At 71.1% G+C, this 22751-nt stretch carries 20 protein-coding genes; 8 read left to right on the top strand and 12 right to left on the bottom strand.

The features are described 5' to 3' along the window. Positions 1 to 52: 52 nt before the first annotated feature. The 4 genes from infB to B7W94_RS14370 all read right to left on the bottom strand — a co-directional run bounded on the left by infB (position 53) and on the right by B7W94_RS14370 (position 5410). Complete coding sequence (infB, locus tag B7W94_RS14385) at positions 53 to 2785, bottom strand: translation initiation factor IF-2 (protein ID WP_085607291.1); 2733 nt, start codon at positions 2783 to 2785, stop codon at positions 53 to 55. A 94-nt stretch (positions 2786 to 2879) separates the two neighbouring features. Further along, on the bottom strand, positions 2880 to 3134 hold the full coding sequence (locus tag B7W94_RS14380; protein WP_085607289.1) for a YlxR family protein: 255 nt from the start codon (positions 3132 to 3134) through the stop codon (positions 2880 to 2882). A gap of 62 nt (positions 3135 to 3196) precedes the next feature. Further along, on the bottom strand, positions 3197 to 4180 hold the full coding sequence (nusA, locus tag B7W94_RS14375; protein ID WP_062634952.1) for a transcription termination factor NusA: 984 nt from the start codon (positions 4178 to 4180) through the stop codon (positions 3197 to 3199). Between the two features lie 189 nt (positions 4181 to 4369). Further along, positions 4370 to 5410, bottom strand: coding sequence for a TIGR00730 family Rossman fold protein (locus B7W94_RS14370; protein ID WP_085607287.1), 1041 nt, complete (start codon positions 5408 to 5410; stop codon positions 4370 to 4372). 134 nt (positions 5411 to 5544) lie between these two features. Here B7W94_RS14370 and B7W94_RS14365 point away from each other — a divergent pair, with 134 nt between their 5' ends. Beyond that, positions 5545 to 6048, top strand: a complete 504-nt coding sequence (locus B7W94_RS14365; RefSeq protein ID WP_062634954.1) for a pyridoxamine 5'-phosphate oxidase family protein — start codon at positions 5545 to 5547, stop codon at positions 6046 to 6048. An 18-nt stretch (positions 6049 to 6066) separates the two neighbouring features. Here the strand turns inward: B7W94_RS14365 and B7W94_RS14360 are convergent, their stop codons facing one another. Beyond that, complete coding sequence (locus B7W94_RS14360) at positions 6067 to 7827, bottom strand: proline--tRNA ligase (protein WP_085607285.1); 1761 nt, start codon at positions 7825 to 7827, stop codon at positions 6067 to 6069. Positions 7828 to 7866: 39 nt separating this feature from the next. After that, positions 7867 to 8637 (bottom strand): isocitrate lyase/PEP mutase family protein, encoded by a 771-nt coding sequence (locus B7W94_RS14355; RefSeq protein WP_025103173.1) that lies wholly within the window; start codon positions 8635 to 8637, stop codon positions 7867 to 7869. A gap of 78 nt (positions 8638 to 8715) precedes the next feature. Here B7W94_RS14355 and B7W94_RS14350 point away from each other — a divergent pair, with 78 nt between their 5' ends. Together B7W94_RS14350 and B7W94_RS14345 are read left to right on the top strand one after the other, a co-directional pair. After that, positions 8716 to 10128, top strand: a complete 1413-nt coding sequence (locus B7W94_RS14350) for a ribonuclease catalytic domain-containing protein (RefSeq protein WP_085607283.1) — start codon at positions 8716 to 8718, stop codon at positions 10126 to 10128. Positions 10129 to 10226: 98 nt separating this feature from the next. Next, positions 10227 to 10919, top strand: a complete 693-nt coding sequence (locus B7W94_RS14345) for a nucleotidyltransferase domain-containing protein (protein WP_085607281.1) — start codon at positions 10227 to 10229, stop codon at positions 10917 to 10919. 90 nt (positions 10920 to 11009) lie between these two features. Here the strand turns inward: B7W94_RS14345 and B7W94_RS14340 are convergent, their stop codons facing one another. The 3 genes from B7W94_RS14340 to ispG are packed head-to-tail and all read right to left on the bottom strand — an operon-like array spanning position 11010 to position 13404. Continuing rightward, positions 11010 to 11876, bottom strand: a complete 867-nt coding sequence (locus B7W94_RS14340; RefSeq protein WP_085607279.1) for a hypothetical protein — start codon at positions 11874 to 11876, stop codon at positions 11010 to 11012. A gap of 51 nt (positions 11877 to 11927) precedes the next feature. Then, on the bottom strand, positions 11928 to 12260 hold the full coding sequence (locus B7W94_RS14335) for a nuclear transport factor 2 family protein (protein ID WP_085607277.1): 333 nt from the start codon (positions 12258 to 12260) through the stop codon (positions 11928 to 11930). 13 nt (positions 12261 to 12273) lie between these two features. Continuing rightward, positions 12274 to 13404 (bottom strand): flavodoxin-dependent (E)-4-hydroxy-3-methylbut-2-enyl-diphosphate synthase, encoded by a 1131-nt coding sequence (ispG, locus tag B7W94_RS14330; protein WP_025103167.1) that lies wholly within the window; start codon positions 13402 to 13404, stop codon positions 12274 to 12276. Between the two features lie 81 nt (positions 13405 to 13485). Here ispG and B7W94_RS14325 point away from each other — a divergent pair, with 81 nt between their 5' ends. Both B7W94_RS14325 and B7W94_RS14320 read left to right on the top strand, forming a co-directional pair. Next, complete coding sequence (locus tag B7W94_RS14325; RefSeq protein ID WP_085607275.1) at positions 13486 to 14112, top strand: pyroglutamyl-peptidase I; 627 nt, start codon at positions 13486 to 13488, stop codon at positions 14110 to 14112. Positions 14113 to 14284: 172 nt separating this feature from the next. Then, the gene (locus B7W94_RS14320) at positions 14285 to 16168 is read left to right on the top strand and encodes a chorismate-binding protein (protein ID WP_085607273.1); all 1884 of its coding nucleotides are present in this window, start codon (positions 14285 to 14287) and stop codon (positions 16166 to 16168) included. A 15-nt stretch (positions 16169 to 16183) separates the two neighbouring features. Here B7W94_RS14320 and B7W94_RS14315 read toward each other — a convergent pair whose 3' ends face one another. After that, the gene (locus B7W94_RS14315) at positions 16184 to 17497 is read right to left on the bottom strand and encodes a M50 family metallopeptidase (protein WP_025103165.1); all 1314 of its coding nucleotides are present in this window, start codon (positions 17495 to 17497) and stop codon (positions 16184 to 16186) included. Positions 17498 to 17563: 66 nt separating this feature from the next. On the opposite strand from B7W94_RS14315, the gene B7W94_RS14310 reads away from it, so the two are divergent. The 3 genes from B7W94_RS14310 to B7W94_RS14300 all read left to right on the top strand — a co-directional run bounded on the left by B7W94_RS14310 (position 17564) and on the right by B7W94_RS14300 (position 20622). Next, a complete protein-coding gene (locus B7W94_RS14310; RefSeq protein ID WP_085607408.1) occupies positions 17564 to 18148 on the top strand; it encodes a hypothetical protein in 585 nt (194 codons plus the stop codon). Positions 18149 to 18239: 91 nt separating this feature from the next. Further along, the gene (locus B7W94_RS14305) at positions 18240 to 18914 is read left to right on the top strand and encodes a YcnI family copper-binding membrane protein (protein WP_085607271.1); all 675 of its coding nucleotides are present in this window, start codon (positions 18240 to 18242) and stop codon (positions 18912 to 18914) included. Between the two features lie 91 nt (positions 18915 to 19005). Further along, positions 19006 to 20622: a Mur ligase family protein gene (locus B7W94_RS14300; RefSeq protein ID WP_172400133.1), complete on the top strand. Its 1617-nt coding sequence runs from the start codon at positions 19006 to 19008 to the stop codon at positions 20620 to 20622. Positions 20623 to 20634: 12 nt separating this feature from the next. On the opposite strand, the gene dxr is transcribed toward B7W94_RS14300, so the two are convergent. Both dxr and B7W94_RS14290 read right to left on the bottom strand, forming a co-directional pair. Then, complete coding sequence (gene dxr, locus B7W94_RS14295) at positions 20635 to 21717, bottom strand: 1-deoxy-D-xylulose-5-phosphate reductoisomerase (protein WP_085607269.1); 1083 nt, start codon at positions 21715 to 21717, stop codon at positions 20635 to 20637. A gap of 33 nt (positions 21718 to 21750) precedes the next feature. Beyond that, on the bottom strand, positions 21751 to 22713 hold the full coding sequence (locus B7W94_RS14290) for an FKBP-type peptidyl-prolyl cis-trans isomerase (RefSeq protein ID WP_085607267.1): 963 nt from the start codon (positions 22711 to 22713) through the stop codon (positions 21751 to 21753). Positions 22714 to 22751: the final 38 nt, after the last annotated feature.

The following is a 22751-nucleotide window of genomic DNA, read 5'->3' as shown; positions in this document are numbered from 1 at the left end:
CTGCCTCCTCCCCCGTCACGGGAGGAGGAGGCAGCCGCCGCAGTCGTGCGGATCAGCCGCGCGGCTTCTCCACCATCTCGGTCGTCTCGATCTCGTCGCCGACCTGGATGTCGTTGTACTTGCCGAGGCCGATACCGGCCTCGTAGTCCGTCCGCACCTCGGTGACGTCGTCCTTGAACCGGCGCAGCGACTCGATGGCGAGGCCATCGGCGATGACGACGCCATCGCGGATGACGCGGGCCTTCGCGTTGCGCGTGATCGTCCCGGACCGCACGATGACACCGGCGATGTTGCCGAACTTCGAGGAGCGGAACACCTCGCGGATCTCGGCGACACCCGACTGGACCTCTTCGTACTCCGGCTTGAGCATCCCCTTGAGCGAGCTCTCGATCTCGTCGATCGCGTTGTAGATGACGGAGTAGAAACGGATGTCCACGCCTTCGCGCTGAGCACGCTCGCGCGCCTTCGTGTCGGGGCGGACGTTGAAGCCCACGATGATCGCGTTGTCGATCGTCGCCAGGTTCACGTCGGACTCGGTGATCGCACCGACACCGCGGTGGATGATGCGCAGCTGCACCGAGTCGTCGACCTCGATCTTGAGGAGCGACTCCTCCAGAGCCTCGACGGCACCGGAGACGTCACCCTTGATGATGAGGTTGAGCGACTCGACCTTGCCCTCTTCGAGAGCACGGGTGAAGTCCTCGAGCGAGATGCGCTTGCGGGCCTTGGCCAGCTGGGCGTTGCGCTCGACGGCTTCGCGCTTCTCCGCGATCTGACGCGCCATGCGGTCTTCCTCGGTGACGATGAAGACGTCGCCGGCGCGGGGCACGGAGTTCAGACCCTGCACCTGGACCGGACGGGACGGCGCGGCCGCCTCGACGATCTCGCCGTTCTCGTCGATCATCGCGCGGACACGGCCGTAGGCGGTGCCCGCCACGATCGCGTCGCCGACCCGGAGGGTTCCGGACTGGATCAGCACCGTCGCGACCGAACCTCGGCCCTTGTCGAGCTTCGCCTCGATGGCGACACCGCGAGCGGCCTTGTTCGGGTTGGCGGTCAGGTCGAGACCGGCGTCCGCCGTGAGCAGCACCGCGTCCAGGAGCTCCTGGATGCCGGTGTTGGCACGGGCCGAGACGTCGACGAACATGACGTCGCCGCCGTACTCCTCGGCCACCAGACCGTACTCGGTGAGCTGCTGACGCACCTTGGCCGGGTTGGCCTCCGGCTTGTCGACCTTGTTGACCGCGACCACGATCGGCACGTTGGCCGCCTGGGCGTGGTTCAGCGCCTCGACCGTCTGCGGCATGATGCCGTCGTCGGCCGCGACCACGAGGATCGCGAGGTCGGTGACCTGCGCACCACGGGCACGCATGGCGGTGAACGCCTCGTGACCGGGGGTGTCGATGAACGTGATCGCCCGCTCGATGCCCTCGTGCTCGGTCCAGACCTGGTAGGCACCGATGTGCTGGGTGATGCCGCCGGCCTCACCCTCGATGACGTTGGTCTGGCGGATCGCGTCGAGGAGGCGCGTCTTACCGTGGTCGACGTGACCCATGACGGTGACGACCGGGGGACGGATCTCGAGGTCGTCCTCGCTCTCCTCCTCCAGCTCCTTCTCGAGGTCGAGACCGAAGCCCTCGAGGAGCTCCTTGTCCTCGTCCTCGGGCGAGACCATCTGGACCTTGTAGCCCAGCTCCTCACCGAGGACCTCGAACGTGGCCTCATCCAGCGACTCGGTGGCCGTGGCCATCTCGCCGAGGTTGAAGAGGATCGTGACGAGGGTGCCCGGCTGCACGGTGTAGCCGGTCAGGGCCTCGATCTTGTCGGCGAAATCCGCGATGGAGGCACCGCGACGCATGCGGATCGTCTCGCCGTTGCCACGGGTGACGTTGACGCCACCGACGACCGGGGCGCTCCGCATCTCGAACTCTTGCCGCTTCGCCCGCCGCGACTTGCGCTGCTTGCTCTTGCCGCCGCCCTTGCCGAAGGCACCGGCGGTACCGCCGCCGGGACCACGGCCACGACCGCCACCACCGGGACGACCGGCGAAACCGCCGCCGGGACGGGGACCCGCACCGGGACCGCCACCGCCGCCGGGACGGCCGGGGCCGCCCGTGCGCTGCTGGAACGGAGCACCGGGACGACCGCCCTGGCCACCACGAGGTGCGCCGGGTCGCGGCGAGCCGGGACGCGGGGCACCCGGACGCGGAGCACCGGGACGGGGCGCCTGCGGACGCGGGATGTTGCCGGGGGTCGGGCGCTGGCCCATCCCCTGCGCCGAGGCGAAGGGGTTGTTGCCGGGACGGGGACCCGCGGGACGCTGGCCCATACCCTGTGCGGACGAGAACGGGTTGTTGCCGGGGCGGGGCGCGCCGGGCTTCGGGGCGTTGCCGTCACCGGAGGACGGTGCGGCCGGAGCCGGAGCCGACGGCTTCGCGGGCGCCGACGGCGCCGGAGCCTTCTCCGCCGCGGGGGCGGGCGCCGGGCCCGGGGCGGGTGCGGCCGGAGCTGCAGGACCCGGCTTGGGGCCGGGCTTCGGACCGGGGGTGGGCGCCGAGGACTTCGGTGCCGGCTTCGCGGCGGGCTTCGCCGCAGCGGGCTCGGAGGCCGCCTTCAGGGACGGGTCGGCCTCGATCGCGGCGCGCAGCTTGCGCGCCACCGGGGGCTCGACCGTCGAGGACGGGCTCTTCACGAACTCGCCGAGTTCCTTGAGCTTCGCAAGTGCGACCTTGCTGTCGACGCCGAGTTCGGCGGCGATCTCATGTACGCGTGGTTTACCAGCCACAATTCTCCTGTCTGGGTCGGTCTGCCCAGACAGGGCAGACCACTAGTCGCGGACGGGTCTCATTTCGAGCCGTTCACTTTGTTTCCATAGCTGTTCAGCCTTTGTTTCTTGGTGGGTGCTGTTCGAAGATCCGTGTGTCCAGCTGAGTGGTCACACGCAGTGCTCTTCCGAAAGCTCGACGCCGCAGAGCGGCTTCCATGCACTCGGGTGTCGGATGCACCCACGCGCCACGCCCCGGCAGGACAGCACGCTCATCGGGGATGAGGGTGTCGTTCTGGGCAACCACCCTGAGCAGAGCGGAGCGGGGAGCACGCGTGCGGCAACCGACGCACGTTCGTACGGGTTCCATCTTACACCTGCGTTCCGTCCGTCCTCGCCGCCACCGGGCGTGGCGTCGAGGACGGACAGGGATCAGTCGAGGACGCTGTCCGGCTGGATGTCGATCTTGGCGCCGGTGAGCTTGGCGGCCAGGCGCGCGTTCTGACCCTCCTTGCCGATGGCGAGCGACAGCTGGTAGTCCGGCACGAGGGCGCGGACGGCCTTGGTGCTCGCGTCGAGGACGAACGAGCTCGTGACCTTCGCCGGCGACAGCGCGTGCGCCACGAACGTGGGCAGGTCGGCGTCGTAGTCGACGATGTCGATCTTCTCCCCCGCCAGCTCCTCCGTGACGGCCCGCACACGGCGCCCCATCTCGCCGATGCACGCGCCCTTGGCGTTGATGGCCGGGTCGTTCGCCTTCACCGCGATCTTGGTGCGGTGCCCGGCCTCGCGGGCCAGCGCGACGATCTCGACCAGGCCGGCCGCGATCTCGGGCACCTCGAGCGCGAACAGCTTGCGGACCAGGCCCGGGTGCGTGCGCGAGACGGTGATCTGCGGACCCTTGAGCCCCTTGGCGACGCTGGTGACGTAGACGCGCAGCCGGGACCCGTGCGCGTACTCCTCGCCGGGTACCTGCTCCTCGGGCGGGAGGATCGCCTCGACGGAGCCGAGGTCGACGTGGATCATGCGCGGGTTCGGACCCTGCTGGATCACGCCGGCGACGATGTCGCCCTCCTTGCCCTTGAACTCCCCGAGGACGGCGTCGTCCGCGATGTCCCGGAGGCGCTGGCTGATGACCTGCTTGGCGGCGAATGCGGCGATGCGCCCGAAGTCGTCCGGCGTCGCCTCCTCCTCGCCGATGATCGCACCCTCGTCGTCGCGGACGACCTGGAGGACGGCGACGTGGCCGGTCTTGCGGTCGAGGTGCACGCGGACGCCCTCCGGCGTCGCGCCGTCGGGCGAGACGTGCTTGGAGTACGCGGTCAGGATCGCCTGCTCGATGATCGAGACGAGCTCGTCGAACGGGATCGCCTTCTCCTTCTCGATCCCTCGCAGCAGACTCAGTTCGATGTCCATGACGGCCTCCCTATTCAGCTCTCGTCGCGCCCGAATGCACGCGCGACATCCGTACAACGATACCGTGTGCCGCACGCCCGGGCCATCCGGCCTCCGCCGGCACAGGCCGTCGCGCGACAGCAGGCGCGCTTGCCGGAACCGGCCTGCCTCCGCGCGGCGGCCTGTCCCGTCGTGGAGTCCGGCGCCTGGTCAGGCCTTCGGCGCGGACGGGAGGGTGTTGAGCGCGCCGATCAGACGGAAGAGGTTGCCCACCTGACGCTGATCCAGGTGCAGGGCGAGGCGCGGGAGGTCGAGGCGGTCGTCGTCGGCGACCTCCGGGGACCGGGGGGCCGTGCGCTCGATCCGTCCGGTCGACAGGAGTGCGGCGAAGGCGGTGTTGAGCTCCTCGATCTCGGCGTCCGTCGGCTCGGCCTTGAGCCGCAGCACGAGCGTGTCCCCGACCCACCGCAGCGAGTCGTAGTTGCGCCAGAACCCGGTGATCTCAGCGCGGGCCTCCTCGACCGAGTCGGTGATGACGACGCGATCGAAGTCCCCCGGGGAGATCACCCCCATCGGGGCGAGGTGCTCGTCGACGAAGCGCCGCATGCCCTGCCAGAACGATCCGCCCTTCTCGTCGAGCAGCACGATCGGCGTCGGCTCGGCCTTCCCGGTCTGCTGCAGGGTGAGCAGCTCGAACATCTCGTCGAGCGTGCCGAAGCCCCCGGGCAGGCAGATGAATCCGCTCGACTCCTTGATGAGCATGAGCTTGCGCGTGAAGAAGTACTTCATCGCGACGACCTGATCGCTGCCCGCGACGAGACTATTCGCCTTCTCCTCGAAGGGGAGCCGGATGGAGACGCCGAGCGACAGCGCCGGCCCCGCCCCCTCGGCGGCGGCCTGCATGATCCCGGGGCCCGCGCCCGTGACGACCATCCAGCCGTCGTTCGCGAGCGCCGCCGCGACATCGCGCGCCTGCAGGTACAGCGGGTCGTCGTGGAGGGTGCGCGCGGAGCCGAACACCGTCACCTTCGGCACGCCGCGGAACGGGGCGAAGAGGCGGAACGCGTCGCGCATCTCGGCCAGGGCGGCGGAGGCGATCTTGAGGTCGAGGCGGTCGGTGTCGTCCTCACCGAGGAGCAGCGCCGTGCGGAGCATCCGCATCACGAGCCGGCGGTCCGAGGACACCCCCGCTTCGTCCAGCACATGGTTGATCTCGTCGCTCAGAGCGGCCGGCAGCGGTTCCTCGGTCATGCCCCCAGCGTCCCATGCGGCCTCCCGCCGACGGGACGCAACGCCGAGGATCCGCGCCCCCGCGCTCCGCAGCATGGGCGGGACACGGTGTCAACGCCCGTGCCCTCGGTCGGCGGTGGCGCCACGATGGCGACATGACAGAGATCACCGGACCCGAGGCCCTCGCCCGCATCAAGGAGCTCGTGGAGGACATCGACTTCACCATGCTCACCACCACCGACCCGGACGGGAACCTCGTCAGCCGGCCGATGTCGACCAGGCAGATGGACGACGCCGGCGCCATCTGGTTCTTCACGGCGGAAGACACGGAGAAGGTCGAGGAGGCGCGCCGTCACCATGATGTCGGGCTGGCCTACTGCGACGCGAAGGGCATGCGCTACGTGTCCGTCGCCGGCACCGCCGAGGTCGTCCACGACCGCGCGAAGATGGAGGAGCTCTACTCCCCCTCCCTCGACATCTGGTTCGAGGACGGGCTGGACACCCCCGGCATCGCCCTGCTCGCGGTCACCCCGGTCGTCGCCGAATTCTGGGAACCGGCGAAGGGCAAGGTGGCGATGGCCGCCGGCGCGCTCAAGGCGTTGGTGACCCGAGACACCCCGGACGACGACATCATGAATCACGGCCGCGTCACCTGCTGAGCGACCGGCGGCGCCGGGTCAGCGCGTGGCGGAGAGCCGCTCCACGGCCTCGGCGACCGAGACCGCCTCGCGCTCGCCCGTGCGGCGGTCCCAGAACTCCACCTGGCCGTCGGCGGCGCCCCGGCCGACGATCACGATCTTCGGGACGCCGACGAGTTCTGCATCACCGAACTTGACTCCGGGCGACACCTTCGGACGGTCGTCATAGAGCACGTCGAGCCCGGCGGCTTCGAGCTGCGCGGAGAGGTCCTCCGCGACGTCGAAGGCGACCTGGTCACGCCCGGCGGCGACGACCTGCACGTCGAACGGGGCGACCGAGGCCGGCCAGATGAGGCCTTTGTCGTCGTTGTTGAGCTCGGCGATGATCGCCAGGATCCGCGTGACGCCGATGCCGTACGACCCCATGGTGACCGTGACGAGCTTGCCGTTCTCGTTGAGGACCTTGAGGCCGAGCGCCTCCGCGTACTTCCGTCCGAGCTGGAAGACGTGACCGATCTCCATGCCGCGGGCGAGCTCGACCGGACCGGAGCCGTCGGGCGCCGGGTCGCCTGCGCGCACGTTCGCGATCTCCACGATGCCGTCCGCCTCAAAGTCGCGTCCGGCGACGATGGAGTGCGCGTGCTTCTGGTCGATGTTCGCGCCGGTGACCCAGCTCGTGCCCTCGCTCACACGGGGGTCCACGAGGTAGCGGATGCCCGTGGCGGACTCCTCGCCGAGCACCGCACCCGTGGGCGACCAGGGACCGATGTAGCCCTTCACCAGGAGGGGGTTGTTCTCGAAGTCGTCCGCGGTGGCGGTCTCGACCTCCGCCGGCGCGAACGCCACCTCGGCGCGCTTCTCGTCCACCTCGCGGTCGCCGGGGATCCCGACGATCACGAGCTCACGGGTGCCGTCGAGGTGCTTCAGGGCGAGGACCACGTTCTTGAGCGTGTCGGCCGCGGTGTACTCGCCGTCGAGCTCGCGGTTGCAGTGCGCCACGAGCGTCTCGATGGTCGGCGTGTCCGGAGAGTCGAAGATCACGGGGGCGCCGTCGGCATCGAACGGGACCGGCGCGGGTACCGGGGTGCTGAAGGCCTCGACGTTGGCCGCGTAGCCGCCGGCACTGCGGACGAACGTGTCCTCGCCCACGGGGGTCGGGTGCAGGAACTCCTCGCTCCGCGAACCGCCCATGGCCCCGGCGTCGGCCTGCACGATGGCGTACTCGAGGCCCAGCCGCTGGAAGATGCGCTCGTACGCGTCCCGCTGCGCCTGGTAGCTCGCATCCAGCCCCTCGTCGGAGGCGTCGAAAGAGTAGGCGTCCTTCATCGTGAACTCGCGGCCGCGGAGGAGCCCAGCGCGCGGCCGGGCCTCGTCGCGGTACTTGTCCTGGATCTGGAAGATCGTCAGCGGCAGGTCCTTGTACGACGAGTACAGATCCTTCACGAGCAGCGTGAACGCCTCCTCGTGCGTCGGCGCCAGCAGGTAGTCCCCGCCCTTGCGGTCCTGGAGGCGGAACAGCAGGTCGCCGTACTCGTCCCAGCGCCCGGTGGCCTCGTACGCCTCGCGCGGCATCAGCGCGGGGAAGTGCACCTCCTGCGCACCCGCGGCGGCCATCTCCTCGCGGATGACGGACTCGATCTTCGCCTTGACGCGCAGGCCGAGCGGCAGCCACGCGAAGATGCCCGCCGCCTGCGGTCGGATGTACCCGGCGCGGATCAGCAGCTTGTGACTGGCGACCTCGGCACCGGCAGGATCTTCGCGGAGCGTACGGAGGAAGAAGTTCGAAAGACGAGTGACCACGGCTCAAGTGTAGTGAGCCGCGGTCACCCGCCTCGTCGCTCAGTTGAGGGCCGGGAGTCCCTGCGGCACGACACCGCCGCGGTAGAGGCTCTCCGCGAGCTCCTGCAGAGCCGTGAGCGCCACGCGCTGCGGCAGCGGACCGTAGGAGATGCGGGTCACGCCGAGCTTCTCGTACTCGGAGGCGGCGAGCGCGCCGGGGATGCCGATCACGCTGACCTTGCGCTCACCGATCCCCTCGACGAGCTGACGCGTGACGTTCGCGTCCAGGATGCCGGGGACGAAGACCGCGGTGGCGCCCGCATCGAGGAAGGCGCGACCGCGCTGGATGGCATCCGCGATGCTCTGCTCCACGGGGCGCGACCCGGCACGCACGAACGCGTCGGTCCGGGCGTTGAGGGCGAACGGCACGCCCTCCGCCTCCGCGGCCTTCACGATGGCCTCGACGACGGCGACCGATTCGTCGAGCGGCTTGAGGCGGTCCTCGACGTTCGCGCCGACGACGCCGGCCGCGATCGCGAGGCGGGTGGTCTCCCCCGCGTCGCCGTACCCGTCGTCCAGGTCGGCGGTGACGGGAACGGACACGGCCGCCGCGATCCGTCCGACCATGTCGATCATGACGTCGCGCGGGGTGTCCCCGTCGTCGTAGCCGAACGACGCGGCGATGCCGTGACCGGCGGTGGCGATCGCCTTCGTCTCCGGCAGCGCGGCGACGGCGCGTGCGGAGACGACATCCCACACGTTCACCACGCGGAGGATCTCCGGGGCGTCATAGAGTCCGACGAGGGTCTGAGCCTTGGCAGCAGTGGTCATGTCCCCACGCTAGCGGCCGATGCGGGCACGCGGGCCGGCTGCGGCGGATCGTCCCGGTGCTCGACCTAGGCTGGCGGCATGCCCCAGCGCCGCTCGCATGTCGCCCCCTCCGCCGCCCAGACCGAGCTCGCCGCGGCGCTCTCCGCGCTGCGGGAGGCCCTGGACACGCCGAGCGCGTTTCCCGCCGACGTGCTCGCCGAGGCGGAAGCGGCCTCGGCGACGACCCCGGAGCTCGACCTCACGGACATCCCGTTCGCGACCCTCGACCCGGCGGGCGCCCGTGACCTCGACCAGGCCTTCCACCTCGAGCGCGACGGCGACGGCTATCGGGTGCGGTACGCCATCGCGGACGTGCCGGGTTTCGTCACCCCCGGTGGTGCCGTGGACGCGGAGGCCCGCCGACGGGGACAGACCCTGTACGCCGCGGACGGCACGATCCCGCTGCATCCGCCGGTGCTGAGCGAGGACCACGTCTCCCTGCTCCCCGATGTCGACCGTCCCGCTCTCGTGTGGACGTTCGCGCTGGATGCCGCGGGCACCGTGACCGACTTCCGGCTGGAGCGCGCCCTCATCCGGTCCCGTGCGCAGCTCGACTACGCGTCCACCCAGGAGGCGCTGGACCGGGGCGACGGCGGCCACGCGGCCCTGCTGCCGGAGATCGGTGCCCTCCGTCTCGAACAGGAGCGTGGGCGCGGTGGAGCCAGCCTCAACGTCCCGGACGAGGAGGTCGTGCGCACCGAGGACGGCTCCTATGCGATCGAGCGCCGCAGCCCCCTGCCCGTGGAGGAGTGGAACGCGCAGCTGTCGCTCATGACCGGGATGGCGGCCGCGACGCTCATGATCGACGCAGGCGTGGGCATCCTCCGCACGATGCCGGAGCCGGACGAGGCGGCGTTCGCGGCCTTCCGTCACCAGACGGACGCGCTCGGGCGCCCGTGGACCGACGGCACGTACGGCGAGTACCTCCGCGGCCTCGACCGCTCCGACCCGATGACCCTCCCGGTGCTGGAAGCCGCCGCCTCGCTGTTCCGCGGTGCGGGGTACCTCGTGTTCGACGGGGAGCGGCCCGCCGACGCCGTGCAGGCCGCGATCGGCGCCCCGTACGCACATGCGACCGCTCCCCTCCGCCGGCTCGTCGACCGCTGGGTCCTCGCGATCTGTCTCGCCGTGTCGACGGGACAGCCGGTGCCGGAGTGGGTGCGCTCCTCCCTCGGCGACCTCCCCGCGCTCATGCAGGACTCGGGCCGACGGGCGTCGCAGCTGGACGCGGACACCGTGAACCGCGTCGAGGCCGCCCTGCTCACACCTCTGGTGGGACAGACGGTCGAGGCCACGGTCATCGAGCTCCGGGGCGAGCGGGCCGCCGTTCAGATCGGGGACCCTGCCGTGACGACGATCGCGCCGGTGGGTCTCGCCAGGCCCGGGGACGTGGTGCGGCTGCGCGTCGTGCGCGTGGACATCGCGACGGGCGAGATCGAGCTCGCCGTCTGACTCCGCCGGGTCAGGCGAGGACGCCGGATCAGGCGCTTACCGGCACCAGCGCCTGTGCTGCCGCGATCGCCTGTGTCCCCTCCGGATACCCTGTCGAGATGGATCAGGCCGAGCGCGTCGAGCGCTTCCTCGTGGAGCGGTATCCGCGCGCACGCATCTCGATCGTCGCCGGGAGCACCGCCCGCGGCGAGCGCACGCACACGAGCGACATCGACCTCCTGCTCATCGACGACGACCTCTTCGCCGACGACGCCCAGGCGAGCGAGGCCGCCACCTTCGAGTTCGAGGGCGAGACCTTCGAGGTGTTCGCATACACGGCGGCAGGGTTCGAGACATGGGCTAACCGCGGCATTGCACAGCACCGGCCCGTCATCGTGCACATGCTCGTGGAGGGCGTGCCGGTGCGCTCCGGACCCGGGCTCGACGACCTGCGGGCCCGGTGGGGCGCCGTGCTCGCCGCCGGCCCCACAGTGGAAGACCGCGAGTCACGGTTCCGGCGGTACGTGATCACCGATCTCCTCGACGACCTGGGCGACGCGACGGATCCTCTCGAACAGCGCGTGGTCGCAGGCCTGCTGTTCGAGCGCATGGCGGAGCTGATGCTGCTGGCCGACGGGCAGTGGATCGGCTCCGGGAAGTGGCTCCCCCGACGTCTGCGCGCGTGGAATCCCGAGCGCGCGGAGCAGCTCAGCGCTCCGCTGCTCGCCGGAGACATCCCGGGGTTCGCGGAGCGGGTCAGTGAGGAACTGGAACTCGCAGGGGGTCGGATGCAGGCGGGCTTCGTGCGCTGACGTCATCGCGGGAACAGGCAGGCATGCGACAGCAGGCGACACCGGCCGCTGTCGCCTGTCCTCGCGCGAATGCCTGAGGCGGGCGAGGGCTCAGGAGGCGGGAGTCGCGGTCGTCGTCATCACGAGGAGCTGCGGGTCGGACAGATCCAGAGTCACCGCGATGGCGGCGAATTCCGCGAGGGAACGGACGTGGGTGCCGCCGCAGAGAATCACGGCCTCGCCCTCGGGGAGGTCGCAGTGCCAGCGTCGCCGGTCGACGATGGTCGGTCCGTCCACCTCGATGCGGCTCGCGGCAGCGGAGGCGACCCACGCGGCGAGCTGTGCGTTGATGCGCTGCTCGCGGTCGGCCAGCGTGGCCGCGAACGTCTCGGTGTCGAATCCCGCGCGGCGCAGGCTCTTGCCGAGGCGGTACTCGTCGACGGCGCCGTCCTCGTGGATGCGGCTGAACTGGTTCGCCCGTCCCTCGAAGTCCGGGTTTCCCAGCGCATCCTCCCCCGGGTCCTTGCGCCAGAGGTCGGCGACCGCGAGATCCAGGGCCAGGGAGGCGAGGTGGCACGCGGTGTGACCGCGGCTGAGGCCGGCACGGTGCGCCTCGTCGACCGAGAGCGCCACGCGCGTTCCCTCTGCGAGCCAGGCGGGCGCGGCACCATCGAGCCGGTGGCCCACCAGCCAGGTCCACCCCTCGGCCCCGCGCTTGACGGGGATCGCGCTGCCCACCGCGAACGCGCCGTCATCCGAGACGGCCGCCATGAGCGCCTCGGTCACGGGGACGGCTCCGTCCTCGCCGGAGATGTCGCCGGTATCGCCGGGCTGATCGGGCCAGGTGTGATCGACGGGGTGGAACGGCGTGGCGTCGACGACGACCACGGTTCCGTCGGCGTCGTCGGCCACGCGGGTCACGACGGCGTCTCCGCGGAGGCTGCCGTCCGGGAAGGTGACGATCGTGGGCGTGGTCATGGGGCTCCTCGGAGAGTCGACGGAACGATGGTGCCGATCGGGCACGGGGTGTCAGTGGGACGGCGGGATCGTGAAGCTGGCGAGCCGGTCGCCATCGACGACGAAGATCCCATCGGACTCGCCGTTGAAGACGCGACTGCTCCACGCGAACCGGATGCGCGTCGTGTCGCCGTCCGTGGCGGCCGAGAGCACGGTCATCCGCGCCCCGGCGCCGATCGCATCGCTGTCCGCCCAGCCGCGCACGCCGTCGGCACCGGCTTTCACGGTGCCCCAGTCGCTCACGAAGCCGTCCGCGGTGAAAGCGGCGACGAAGGCGTCGGTGTCCCCGGCGTTGATCGCGTCGATCATGGCCTGGACCGGCGCAGGCAGCAGGATGTCGGACACAGCACTCCTCGGATCAGGCGGTGACGACCTGGGCGGTGCCGAGCGGAGCGTCCGGTCCCATCTCGGCGGCGATGCGGTTCGCCTCCTCGATGAGGGTGGCGACGATGTCGGCCTCCGGGACGGTCTTGATGACCTCGCCCTTGACGAAGATCTGGCCCTTGCCGTTGCCGGAGGCGACACCGAGGTCGGCCTCGCGTGCCTCACCCGGGCCGTTCACGACGCAGCCCATGACGGCGACGCGCAGCGGCACCGTCATCTCCTTGAGCCCCTCGGTGACGTCTTCCGCGAGCGTGTAGACGTCGACCTGAGCCCGACCGCACGACGGGCACGAGACGATCTCGAGCTTGCGCTCCCGGAGGTTGAGGGACTGGAGGATCTGGTGACCGACCTTGACCTCCTCGGCCGGCGGCGCGGACAGCGAAACGCGGATGGTGTCGCCGATGCCCTCCCCCAGCAGGATGCCGAAGGCGGTCGCGCTCTTGATCGTGCCCTGGAAGGCCGGTCCCGCCTCGGTCACGCCGAGGTGCAGCGGCCAGTCGCCCCGCTCGGCGAGCTGACGGTAGGCCTTGACCATGACGACCGGGTCGTTGTGCTTGACCGAGATCTTGAAGTCGTGGAAGTCGTGCTCCTCGAACAGCGACGCCTCCCAGACCGCACTCTCGACGAGGGCCTCCGGCGTGGCCTTGCCGTACTTCTCGAGCAGGCGACGGTCGAGCGAGCCCGCGTTCACGCCGATGCGGAGCGAGACGCCCGCGTCCTTGGCGGCCTTCGCGATCTCGCCGACCTGATCGTCGAACTTGCGGATGTTGCCCGGGTTCACGCGCACGGCCGCACAGCCGGCGTCGATCGCCTGGAAGACGTACTTCGGCTGGAAGTGGATGTCGGCGATGACCGGGATCTGGCTCTTCTTGGCGATGATGTGCAGCACGTCGGCGTCGTCCTGCGAGGGAACGGCGACGCGGACGATCTCGCAGCCGGAGGCGGTGAGCTCCGCGATCTGCTGCAGCGTCCCGTTGATGTCGGTGGTCTTCGTCGTCGTCATCGACTGCACGCTGACGGGCGCATCGCCGCCGACGAGCACCTTGCCCACCTTGATCTGGCGGGACTTGCGACGCGGGGCGAGGACTTCGGGGACCTTCGGCATCCCAAGATTCACTGCTGGCACGATCCCAGCCTACGCCGCCAGGATGCAGAAGGGCTGGATGCGGGCGCTTACGCTGAGGGCATGGCGGTCATTCTTCTCACCGGCTTCGATCCGTTCGACGGCGCGGCCCGCAATCCCTCGGCGGAGGCTGTGGAGAGGGTCGCCACCGGATACGACGGCCCTCACGACCTGGTCGTCGCGACGCTGCCGGTGTCGTTCGCCCGATCGGCCGCGCTCCTGCGGGAGCGGATCGCCCAGCACTCCCCCGACGCGGTCGTGTGCACGGGTCTCGCCGGCGGAAGCGATCGGATCGCGGTCGAGCGGGTCGGCCTGAACCTGATCGACGCACGGATCCCCGACAACGACGGTGCACAGCCGGTGGACCAGCACAGCGATCCCGACGGTCCGGCCGCCCGATTCACCACCCTCCCCGTGAAGCGCCTCGTGCGCCTGCTCGACGATGCGGGTCTCCCCGCACGCCTCTCGCTCTCCGCCGGCTCGTACGTGTGCAACCACGTGCTGTACACGGCGCTCTCCGCCGTTCCCGCGCACGTGCCCGCCGGCTTCGTCCATCTGCCCTGGTCCCGCAGCACCGCGCCGGCCGGCGCTCCGCACCTGGACGACGAGGAGATCGCGCGCGGCGTCCGTCTGCTCGTGGATCACTGCCTCGACGACGAAGAAGCGGGAACCGGCGGCTCGCTCTGGTGACGTCACGCCGCCCGGCCGGCAGGGCGGGGTGTGGTAGTTTCGCCCCAATGATCGCGCACATCACCTGGTGGCCCGCCTCCTAGGCGGTGTGTTCGCGTTCCCTCGAATCCAGACCGCCTCCGGGGCGGTCTTTTCGTTGCGCCGAGCCGGAGCCCTCGCACAGGAGACATCGATGACCCTCTCTCGCCTCGACGAGCTCAGCGCCGACCCCACCGCGTCCTTCGTGCTGATCGCCCGGGACGGCGCGGACACCGTCGAGCTGCTCACCGGAGACGTGACCGACGTCGACCTGCTCGCCGACATCCCCCTGACGGTCGGGGGAGAGCCGCGGGAGGTGTTCGCGCTCGTCCCGTATCGGCAGGTCCGCGAACGCGGCTTCGTGGCCCAGGACGACGGGGCGCCGCTGCGCTGCCTCGTCGTGGTGGAGCACCTCCACCTGCCGACCGGCGCCGTGCTCGACGCGCTTCCGACCGCCCCGATCCCGCTCCGCGATGAGGGCTTCGACATCGCGGACGAGGAGTACGCGCGGATCGTCGAGACCGTGATCGCGGACGAGATCGGCCGCGGCGAGGGTGCGAACTTCGTCATCCGCCGCGATTTCACCGCGACCGTCGACGCCGACGAGCGCCAGGCGGCGCTCACCTGGTTCCGGGCTCTGCTCGCCCACGAGCGCGGCGCGTACTGGACGTTCGCGGTCGTCACCCCCGGGCACATCGCGGTCGGGGCGAGCCCCGAGGCGCACGTCGTGGCCCGCGACGGTGTCGTCACCATGAACCCCATCTCGGGCACCTTCCGGCATCCGGCCGGCGGCGCGACGAAGGAGACGCTCACCGACTTCCTGGCGTCGACCAAGGAGACCGAGGAGCTGTTCATGGTCGTGGACGAGGAGCTCAAGATGATGAGCGCCGTCTGCGCCGACGGCGGACGCATCACCGGCCCGCATCTCAAGGAGATGTCGCGGCTGACGCACACCGAGTACATGCTGCGCGGACGGAGCGGGCTGGACCCGCGGGACATCCTCCGCGAGACGATGTTCGCCCCGACCGTCACCGGCTCCCCCATGCAGAACGCCTGCGCCGTGATCCGGCGGCACGAGCGCAAGCCCCGGGGCTACTACTCGGGCGTCGCGGCGCTCTTCACGCCCAACGCCGATGGCGGGCACGACCTCGACGCGCCCATCCTCATCCGCACCGTGTACCTGCGCGACGGCGAGCTGAGCGTGCCCGTCGGCGCGACCCTCGTCCGCCACTCGGACCCGCACGGCGAGGTGTCCGAGACCCACGGCAAGGCCGCCGGCGTGCTCGGCGCGATCGGCGCGATCGATCGGGACCGCGTCGCCGAGGCCCGCAGCGACGCCGACGCCCCCGGTGAGCCGCGGCGTCTCGCGGACGACCCGGACGTCGCCGCGCTCCTCTCCTCGCGCAACGCCCGCCTCGCCGAGTTCTGGCTGAACCCGCAGGGCGAGGACTTCACCGGTCCGTTCTCCGGCCGCTCCGCCCTCGTCGTCGACGCCGAGGACCGCTTCACGACGATGCTCGCGCATCAGCTGCGGCACCTCGGGCTCGACGTGACCATCGCGTCCTGGGACGAGGTGGACGACGAAGCGGTCGAGACGGCCGATCTCGTCGTCGCCGGCCCCGGCCCCGGCGACCCCCGAGACGACGCGAGCCCGCGCATCGCCCGGATGCGCGAGGTCGTGGCGGCCCGCCTGCAGGCGCATTCGCCGCTGCTCGCGGTCTGCCTGAGCCACCAGATCCTGGCGGACCGGATGGGGATCGCGCTGACGCCCCTCGACGCTCCGCACCAGGGGCTGCAGAAGGCCGTGCCGGTGTTCGGCGAGGACGCCTCGATCGGGTTCTACAACACCTTCACGGCACGGGTCGACCCCGGAGCGACCACGGTGGGCGCGGCCGAGGTCTCCGCGGATCCGGTGACCGGAGACGTCTACGCGCTCCGCGGCGACGGCTTCGCATCGGTGCAGGGCCACCTCGAATCGATCCTGTCCCGCGACGGCATCCGCACGCTGGAGCGCCTGGCGGCGCACGCCCTGCGCTGAGCGCGTTCCGGCCGCTCAGCCCAGGAGCTTGACCGGGTTGAACAGGTCGGCCACGAGCAGGAGCGCGCCCATCGCGATCAGCAGCGTCGCGACGACGACGGTCAGCGGCACGAGCTTGGTGGCGTCGACCGGGGCCGGGGGCGGCCGCCGGAACAGCTTCGCCCACGCCCGCTTGATCCCCTCCCACAGCGCGACGACGATGTGCCCGCCGTCGAGCGGCAGCAGCGGGATCAGGTTGAAGACGAAGAGCGCGACGTTGAGCGAGCCGAGAAGGCCGAGCAGCACGGCGAAGCGGTTGAGCACCGGAGCGTCCGTCGCGGCCACCTCGCCCGCGAGACGCCCGACGCCGACGACGCTCAGCGGCCCGTTCGGATCGCGTTCCCCTCCCGTCACGAGCGAGACCCCGACGTCCCACAGGCGCACCGGGAGCGTGACGATCAGCGAGCCGACCCGGGCGACGGTGTCCGCCGCCAGCTGGGGTCCGGCGGTCAGCGGCTGCTGCACGTAGCCCATCTGCGCGATCATCCCCGCGTAGCCGACCTCCTTCACGACGGGATCGCCGTCGTCGTCGAGCACCGGCTGCCCGCTCGCGTCCGTGATGGTGCGCTCCGCGGCGATGGGGGTGAGGGTCAGCGTCCGCTCGGTGCCGTCCCGGCGCACAACGAGGGCGAGGGGCTCGCCCGGTGAGGCCTGGACGATGGCGGTGGCCTCCGCGAAGGTCGACACCGGCTTCCCGTCGATCGACACGAGGACGTCGCCCGGCTGCACATCGGCCGCAGCGGCCGGGGACTCCGGATCGTCGGCCCCGCACTCGGTCGCCGTCGACGACGCGGGGACCACGCACTCGTTCACCGCCGCGACCGTCGTGGTGCCCTGCTGCACGCCGATCCCGCTGACGAGGACGGTGAAGATCACCACGGCCAGCACGAGATTCATGAGCGGTCCGCCGAGCATCACGATCACGCGCTTCCACACCGGCAGCTTGTAGAAGACCCGGTCCTCGGCGCCTTCCGCGATGGTCTCGTCGTTGGCAGAACGCGCGTCCTGGATGAGCGTGCGGAACGCCCCGGAGGCGGGCCCGCTGTCCTTCGACGACGGATACATCCCCGACATGGAGATGAAGCCGCCCAGGGGCAGGAGCTTGAAGCCGTACTCCGTCTCCCCGATCCGCTTCGACCACAGGCGCGGCCCGAAGCCGATCATGTACTGGCCGACACGCACGCCGAAGAGCTTCGCGGGGACGAGGTGGCCGACCTCGTGCAGACCGATCGAGAGGCCGAGGCCGATCAGCATGAACACGATGCCGCCCAGATAGAGCAGGAATTCCACGAGCCCACGCTACTGCCCGCCGCCTAGGAATCCGCCCGGCTCGCGCAGCGTCGCTAGGCTGGCATGATGACGTCCCGGCAGCTGCGATTCCTCCGCGCCGCCGCCGTGTCCGCGATCGCCACGCTCCTCGCGGCCGTCTCCCACACGCTCGCCGGCGGGGCCGCCCCGCACCCGCTGCTCATCGCCGCCGTCGCGACGCTCTTCGTGCCGCTCTCCGCCGCCGTGGTCGGCCGGCGGTCCTCGCGCGCCCGAGTCGCGGTGGCCGTGATCCTGGCGCAGGGCGCGTTCCACCTGCTCTTCCAGCTCCTGGGGGCGCCCACCGCCGAGGAGGCGCCGGGACTCGGCGTCCACTCCCACCACCTCGACCTGAGCGCACTCGGCCCGCTGTCACCGGCCGCAGGGCCAGGAGCGCTGATGCTGTCGGCGCACCTCGTCGCCGCCCTGCTGACGACGGTGCTGCTGTGGCATGGCGAGAGCGTGCTGCGCACGATCGCCCGCTGGTTCCAGGCCGCCCTCCGACGCACGGCGACGCCCGCCTCCACGCCTCCGGCACCGCCGCGTCCGCTGCGCTCCGCCCTCCTCCCTCCGCTCGACGTCGCGACGACAGCCGTGGTCTCGCGACGCGGTCCTCCGGTGCTCGTCGGCGGCTGAGCCGCCCTCGATCCGGCCGTCGCCGTTCGACGGCCCATCCTTCCGGGCTGCGCTGTTCCGGCGCGCCCGCACACGAGCATCTGGAGACCCCATGTCGAACACCACCATCCGTCCCCGTCGTCCACGCCGCACCCTCCTCGGAGCCACCGGCGTCGTCGGCGGACTCGCCCTCGCCCTCGCCGTCCCCGCGATGGCCGGGGCACACGTCAGCGTCAGCCCCGACGAGCTCGCCGCGGGTGACCACGGCGTGCTGACCTTCTCGTTCTCGCACGGCTGCGGCACCTCGCCCACCACCGCCCTGCGCATCACCATGCCGGAGGGTCTCGCCTCGGTCGCCCCCACGCTCGACGGCGACTGGACCATCCAGGTCGAGCGCGGCGACGACGGTCTCGTGAGCGCCGTCACGTACACCGCCCTCACGCCGGTGCCGACCGACCTGCGCGGCGCCGTGAGCATGTCGGTGGGCCTGGATGAGGACACGCCCGAAACGCTCGCCTTCCCGGTGGTCCAGCAGTGCGTGGACGGCGCGACCGAGTGGACGCAGCTCGCCGAGAAGGGTGAGGACCCGCACGACCTCGACTCCCCCGCGCCTGTCGTGACGGTCACGGATGGCACCGCGGACGGTCACGGCACGAGCGCCGCGCCGCAGCCCGCGACGGCGGACGACGGCGACGACGCGCTGGGCATCGCGCTGGGTGCCGGCGGTCTGCTCGCCGGCGTCGCGGCGCTGGTGGTCGCGGTGCTCGCGTTCCGCCGCCGCGCCTGACCCCCGGTCCGCCGCGCCCGGCTCCAGCGCGCGGCGGACCGACCCGCCCGGGCTGACACCGCGGCCGTGAGAACATGGAGACGACATGTCGATGGAACAACAGCCGACCCTGCCCCCCGTGCTCCGCCCGGCGAACCCGCCCCGGCGCGAGCTGTCCGAACTCGCCTCCCTGTTCGCCCGCTCCGTGCGGGGCGACGTGGAGGGCGTCGCTCTCAGTGGCATCACCCTTGCCACGGCCGATCTGCGCCCGGGCGAGGCCTTCGTCGCCATCCGCGGCGTGAACCGCCACGGCGCGGACTTCGCGAAGACCGCCGCCGAGAAGGGAGCGGTCGCGGTGATCACGGACCAGGCGGGTGCCGACATCGCCGCCGACGCAGGCCTCCCGATCCTCATCGTCGACGACCCCCGCGGCGTGCTCGGCGCGCTGAGCGCCTGGGTGTACGGCACGGGCGCGGAGGATCCGCTCCCCCTCCTGTTCGCGACCACCGGGACGAACGGCAAGACGAGCGTCTCCCACCTGCTCGAGGGCATCCTCGAGCAGATGGGCGTCGTCACCGGGCTCTCCTCCACGGCTGAGCGGCACATCGCGGGCGAGGTCATCGTCTCGCGGCTCACCACCCCCGAGGCTTCCGAGATGCACGCCCTCCTCGCGCTGATGCGGGAGCGCGAGGTCGAGGCCGTCGCGGTCGAGGTCAGTGCCCAGGCCCTGTCCCGTCACCGCGTCGACGGCATCCGGTTCGACGTCGCGGGGTTCACCAACCTCAGCCACGATCACCTCGACGACTACGCCGACATGGAGGAGTACTTCGAGGCGAAGCTGCCGCTCTTCCGTCCCGACCGCGCCGTGCGCGGCGTCGTCTGCCTCGACTCGTCCTCCGGCGCCCTCGTCGTCGAACGCTCCGAGATCCCCGTCGTCACCGTCGGGACGCCCTCCATCGCCGCCGACGCCGATCAGGCATCGCGAGCGGACTGGGTGGTCGTCATCGACGACGAGCGGGCGACCGGCACCACGTTCACGATGACGGGACCGGCCGGCACGCTCACCACGACCGTCCCCGTGATCGGTCCGCACATGGCCGCGAACGCGGCGCTGGCGATCGTCATGCTGCTCGAGGGCGGCTATGCCTGGGAGCGGATCGTCGGGGCCGTGCAGCGCGACGGCGGCATCCGGGCCTACCTGCCCGGTCGCACGCAGCTCGTCTCGGGCGCGCAAGGGCCGGCCGTCTTCGTCGACTTCGGCCACTCGCCCGACGCCTTCGAGAAGACCCTGGCCGCCGTGCGGCGGGTGACCCCCGGCAAGGTGCTCATGCTCTTCGGGGCCGACGGGGACCGCGACGCCAGCAAGCGCTTCGACATGGCCCGCACCGCGGTGGAGGGCAGCGACATCCTCGTCGTGACCGATCACCACCCCCGGTTCGAGGACCCGGCGTCGATCCGCGCGACGCTCGTCGAGGGCGCGCGTCGCGCCCGTCCCGACGCCGAGATCCACGAGTACTCCCCGCCGGAGGCCGCGATCGTGGCCGCCGTCGGACTCGTCGGCGACGGCGACGCGATCCTCTGGGCGGGACCCGGCCACCAGGACTACCGCGACATCCGCGGAGTGCGGACGCCGTACTCCGCCCGCGAGCTCTCCCGGCGTGCGCTGAAGGCCGCCGGATGGCCCGTCCCGGAGCCGCGCTGGCCCGTGCCGTACCCGGACGAGGACTGACCCCGCGCCGCGTCAGGCGGCGGCGATGAGCTGGTCGGCCTTCCGCCGCGCCCAGTCCTCCGCCGCCGCGAGCGATTCCACGGTCAGCGTGTCCGGAGCGTCGTGCGCGTCGACGACCCGCTGCACGGTGTCGACGATGCCGAGGAACGGCAGGCGCCCCTCGTGGAACGCGTCCACGGCCTGCTCGTTGGCGGCGTTGTAGACCGCGGGGAAGGTGCCTCCGGCACGCCCGACCGCCTTCGCGAGTGCCACCGCGGGGAAGGCGTCGTCATCGAGCGGCTCGAACGTCCACGACGTGGCGGTGGTCCAGTCCAGCGGGCGGCCCACACCGCCCACCCGGTGCGGCCAGTCGAGGCCCAGCGAGATCGGCAGCCGCATGTCCGGCGGAGAGGCCTGGGCGATGGTGGATCCGTCGATGAACTCCACCATGGAGTGCACGATCGACTGCGGGTGCACGACGACGTCGATGTCGTCGTAGGGCACGTCGAACAGCAGGTGCGCCTCGATGATCTCGAGGCCCTTGTTGACCAGCGTGGCGGAGTTCGTGGTGACGGTGCGTCCCATGTTCCACGTGGGGTGCGCGAGCGCATCCTGCGGCGTGACAGCGGTGAGCTCGTCGCGCGACTTCCCGCGGAAGGGCCCGCCCGAGGCCGTGACCACCAGCCGACGGATCTCGTCGTGCGTACCGGAGCGCAGAGCCTGCGCGAGGGCGGAGTGCTCGGAGTCCACGGGGACGATCTGACCGGGCGCCGCCGCGGCGAGCACCAGATCACCGCCGACGATCAGCGACTCCTTGTTCGCCAGGGCGAGCGTCCGCCCCTCCTCCAGCGCAGCCAGCGTCGAGCCCAGACCGATCGAGCCGGTGATCCCGTTCAGCACCACATCGGCTTCGACGTCACGGACCAGCTGCTCCGCCTCCGCGGCGCCCAGAGCGGTGTGCTCCACCTGGAACTGCGCCGCCTGCTCGGCCATCATCGCCGCGTTCGATCCTGCGGCGAGACCGACGACCTCGAAGCGTCGAGGATTGGCACGGATCACATCCAGCGCCTGGGTGCCGATGGAACCGGTGGAGCCGAGGATGATGACGCGACGCATGACGCCAGCCTAGGACACGCCGCGACGGCGGCCCTACTGCTGCGGCTGGACCGGGGTCGTCGCGAGGATGTCGACGACGAACACGAGGCTCTCGTCCTGCAGCTCGTGGCCCTCGCTCGCGCCGTAGCCGTCGGACGGCGGCATGACGACGAGGACCTGCGAACCGACCTTCTGCCCCTCGAGCGCCTTCTGGAAGCCGGCGACGACCCCCGTGGTCTGGAACTGCGCGGGGGCGGCGTCGCGGCTCCAACTGGAGTCGAACTCCTCGCCGTCGGACCACTTCACGCCGAGGTACTGCACGACCACGAGGTCGCCGGACGCGACCGTCGCACCGTCGCCCTGCTTGAGGACGGAGACCTTCGTCTCGGTCGGCGCGTCGCCGTCCGGGATCGTGACGGACGGCTTGCCGTCGTCGTCGAGCTCGACCTCGGGCATGCCGGCGGTCGGCTCGACGGGCTCACCGGTCGCGACCTCGGGGAGTCGGTCGACGGCCTCCGCGTAGACGACGATGTTGCTCTGCCCCTCACCGAGCGCGCTGCCGGGGATGGCGAGGACGACGCGGGATCCGACCGGCTCGCACTCCAGCGCGGCGACGAACAGCGACGACTGGTTCGGGTCGAGGAGCACGGGGAGCGTGCCGTCCTCGCCGCGCGCCGACGAGTCGACCACGTCGCCGCTGGCGGCATCGACGATCTGGTACTGGACGGAGACGAGGTCGTTCGCCGCGAGGTCGTCTCCCTCGCCCTCGGACACGACGGTCCGCTCGACGTTCGCGAACTCCGCATCGTCGGGAACCGTGATCTTGGCGTCGAGGCCTTCGCCGTCCACCTCGATGGCGTCCGAGGTGTCGCCGGCCTTCGCGTTCACGAGGCACTGGCTCGACCCGGAGGCGTCCGGGGAGGACGTGCTCTGCGGATCGCCGTTCCCGGAGCAGCCCGCCAGCAGCAGGGTCGCCGCAGCGACGGTGGACAGGACGAGCAGCGGACGGGTGCGCACAGGAAGACCTCACGATCGCGGGCGGGAGCTTCCATCCT

Origin of the sequence: Microbacterium sp. LEMMJ01, from assembly GCF_002114135.1 — a bacterium.
Taxonomy (GTDB): Bacteria; Actinomycetota; Actinomycetes; order Actinomycetales; family Microbacteriaceae; genus Microbacterium.
This window is presented reverse-complemented; position numbering and strand designations above follow the sequence as displayed.

Bases quoted from the DNA above. Each gene is read 5' to 3' on its own strand.
- B7W94_RS14305 (WP_085607271.1), top strand. From the start codon at position 18,240: ATGTCGAACACCACCATCCGTCCCCGTCGTCCACGCCGCACCCTCCTC.
- B7W94_RS14310 (WP_085607408.1), top strand. From the start codon at position 17,564: ATGACGTCCCGGCAGCTGCGATTCCTCCGCGCCGCCGCCGTGTCCGCG.
- B7W94_RS14350 (WP_085607283.1), top strand. From the start codon at position 8,716: ATGCCCCAGCGCCGCTCGCATGTCGCCCCCTCCGCCGCCCAGACCGAG.
- B7W94_RS14345 (WP_085607281.1), top strand. From the start codon at position 10,227: ATGGATCAGGCCGAGCGCGTCGAGCGCTTCCTCGTGGAGCGGTATCCG.
- B7W94_RS14320 (WP_085607273.1), top strand. From the start codon at position 14,285: ATGACCCTCTCTCGCCTCGACGAGCTCAGCGCCGACCCCACCGCGTCC.
- dxr (WP_085607269.1), bottom strand. From the start codon at position 21,717: ATGCGTCGCGTCATCATCCTCGGCTCCACCGGTTCCATCGGCACCCAG.
- B7W94_RS14380 (WP_085607289.1), bottom strand. From the start codon at position 3,134: ATGGAACCCGTACGAACGTGCGTCGGTTGCCGCACGCGTGCTCCCCGC.
- B7W94_RS14355 (WP_025103173.1), bottom strand. From the start codon at position 8,637: ATGACCACTGCTGCCAAGGCTCAGACCCTCGTCGGACTCTATGACGCC.
- B7W94_RS14300 (WP_172400133.1), top strand. From the start codon at position 19,006: ATGGAACAACAGCCGACCCTGCCCCCCGTGCTCCGCCCGGCGAACCCG.
- B7W94_RS14370 (WP_085607287.1), bottom strand. From the start codon at position 5,410: ATGACCGAGGAACCGCTGCCGGCCGCTCTGAGCGACGAGATCAACCAT.
- B7W94_RS14340 (WP_085607279.1), bottom strand. From the start codon at position 11,876: ATGACCACGCCCACGATCGTCACCTTCCCGGACGGCAGCCTCCGCGGA.
- B7W94_RS14365 (WP_062634954.1), top strand. From the start codon at position 5,545: ATGACAGAGATCACCGGACCCGAGGCCCTCGCCCGCATCAAGGAGCTC.
- ispG (WP_025103167.1), bottom strand. From the start codon at position 13,404: ATGCCGAAGGTCCCCGAAGTCCTCGCCCCGCGTCGCAAGTCCCGCCAG.
- nusA (WP_062634952.1), bottom strand. From the start codon at position 4,180: ATGGACATCGAACTGAGTCTGCTGCGAGGGATCGAGAAGGAGAAGGCG.
- B7W94_RS14325 (WP_085607275.1), top strand. From the start codon at position 13,486: ATGGCGGTCATTCTTCTCACCGGCTTCGATCCGTTCGACGGCGCGGCC.